The 2,376-nt window shown below is 68.7% G+C and carries 2 protein-coding genes; both read right to left on the bottom strand.

Annotated features, from left to right (window positions below; all coding sequences use genetic code 11):
* On the bottom strand, positions 1-1,456 hold a 1,456-nt coding region (locus VEW47_05795), incomplete at its 3' end, for an amino acid adenylation domain-containing protein (protein HYS04690.1).
* A partial coding sequence (locus VEW47_05790; GenBank protein HYS04689.1) for an LLM class flavin-dependent oxidoreductase occupies positions 1,429-2,376 on the bottom strand: 948 nt, incomplete at its 5' end. The genes VEW47_05790 and VEW47_05795, both read right to left, overlap by 28 nt.

Genomic DNA, 2,376 nt, shown 5'->3' with positions numbered 1-2,376 from the left:
TCACCGCCAGCGGACTGCCGTCGGCGCCTGGGGCCGGCACGTACGCGCAGCAGACGACCGCGCCCTCGAAGCCATCGGTCTGGACCGCCACCACCGCGCACTCCCCCACGTCCGGGAGCGCGTTCAGCGCGGCCTCGATCTCCCCCAGCTCGATCCGATAGCCGCGGCTTTTGATCTGGGAGTCAGCCCGCCCGAGGAAATAGACGAGCCCGTCAGCCCCGACCTTCGCTGCGTCGCCCGTCTTGTAGAGCCGGTCCCCCGGGTCAGCGCTTCCCGGGCGGCGGGGAAACGCCGCGCGCGTCTTCTCCGCATCGCCCCAGTACCCCGGGCTCAGGCCCACCCCGGCGATGTGCAGCTCCCCGGCCTCGCCCGGCCGGACCGGGCGCAGCCCTTCATCGAGCACGAGCAGCTCCTCGCCGTCGCACGCCCGCCCGATGGGGACCGGGGCCCGCTCGTCCTCCGGACAGCGCGCGACGGTGTAGTAGCTGCTCGCGATGGTGGCCTCCGTGGGCCCGTACAGGTTCGTGAACGTCACGTGGGGCAGCCGGCGCATCCAGTGGATGAGCGCCGGCGTCGAGAAGACCTCGCCGCACCACAGGAGGCGCTTCAAGGACGGGAAATCGTCGACGCGCACGACGTCGAACTTCGCCATGTACGTGAGCACGGAGGGCACCGAGAACCACTGCGTCAACTCCGCGCTCCGGATGAACTCCGCGAGCTTGTGCGGCAGCACGTTCAGCTCCGGCGGCACCAGATGCAGCTCGGCCCCGACCGCGAAGGCGCCGAAGATGTCGAAGATGGACAGGTCGAAGTGCAGGGGAGAATGCCCCGACACCCGGTCGCTCGCCGCCATCCCGAAGTACTTCGTGGACCACTGCACGAACCGGATCACGCTGGCGTGCGTGATGGTCACCCCTTTGGGGGTGCCGGTCGATCCCGAGGTGAACAGGAGGTGCGCCGGGTCGCCGCCGCCATGGTCGTAGTGAAGCACCGCGCTCGGATAGCTCTCCACGTCATCGCGCGTGAAGTCGGTTCTGAACTTGCCGTGCGCCGCCCCGTCGCCCATCCAGCCCACGGAGATGGACCCGCGGAATCGCTCGTCGTCCACGAGCGCACCGAGGACGCCGCTCACCGGGCCCGCCGCCAGGATCCATCTGGCTCCGCAGGATTCGATGATCCTCGCCAGGCGGGCCGCCGGGCCGGCCGGATCGAGGGGAACGTAGAGGCAATCCGCCTTGTAGATGCCGAGGAGGCTGACGATCGCCGTCGGCGACTTGGGCATCAAGAGGCAGACCCGGTCCCCCGTCTTGCACCCGGCCTCTTTCAGGAGTCGCGCGAGTTGATTCGACCGCTCCTCCAGCCGCGCATAGGTCAGCCGCTCGTTGTTCCCGACGACCGCCACCCCCGGCTGTCTCTCCGCCTGGAGCGTCACCCACTCCTGGAGTAGTTCTGGCATCTCGCCTCCTTCCGGACCTGTGCGAAGGCCATCCCGACGTGCCTCAGTTCCTCCTGGTCCGGCGGCACGTCCAGGATGAACGTGCGATAGCCGGCCGCGAGGTATCGCGCGAGCTCGGCCGCGACCTGCTCGTAGCTCCCGACCAGGTACGGGCACATGGTCTTGTAGTTCTGGAAGGGGACGAGCCAGTATGGTCCGCTCGCCTCGCCGAACGCGGACAGCTGCCCGTGCCAGACCGAATCCGACACCTTCATGGCGAGCTGATGGGTGAGCTGGCCGACTCGGTCCTCCGGGAACCGCGCGTGGGCCGTGCGCCAGGCGTCCTCCTCCCGCTCGCGCGCGATGATCCCCACCCGGACGCCGGACTCGCCGGCCTCGACGAGAGGCGCAGCCTGGTACGCCTCCGCCGGCTTCGGGTAATGAATGGCGGTGGCGCCGATCGCGCGCGCCGCCGCCAGCCCGGCGTCCGAGGACCCGGACACGAAGATGCCCGGGTAGAGATCCGCGGCCAGCGGCGGTGTCAACCGCAGCTTGGCGACCGTGTAGAATTCCCCCCGGCGGGTGACCGCCGGCGCGCCCGCCAGGAGCCGCCTGATGATCGTGGTGTACTCGACCAGGCGCTCATAGCGCTTGTCATGGGGGGTCGTGTCGTTCAAGGCCGCCAAGTCGTTCTTGAATCCTCCCGCAACCATGTTCAGGTAGACTCGCCTCCGGTAGAGATACCCGAGGGATGTCACCATCTTGGCCACCGTGTATGGGTGCATGTAGGCGGGCTGGACGGCGACGAGCGGAGAGAGGGCCTGCGTGTTCTCGACGATGGTCTGGGACACCAGCCACGCGTCCAGCTGCGAGTTGTCCGCATAGACGAGCATCCCCCTGCAACCGGCTTGCTCGCTCCAACGGGCCGCATCTGCGACCTT

It is taken from the genome of Candidatus Dormiibacterota bacterium (genome assembly GCA_035635555.1).
Lineage (GTDB): Bacteria > Acidobacteriota > Polarisedimenticolia > Gp22-AA2 > Gp22-AA2 > Gp22-AA3.
Note: the sequence above shows the minus strand (reverse complement) of the source record. Positions and strands in the feature narration are given on the sequence as shown.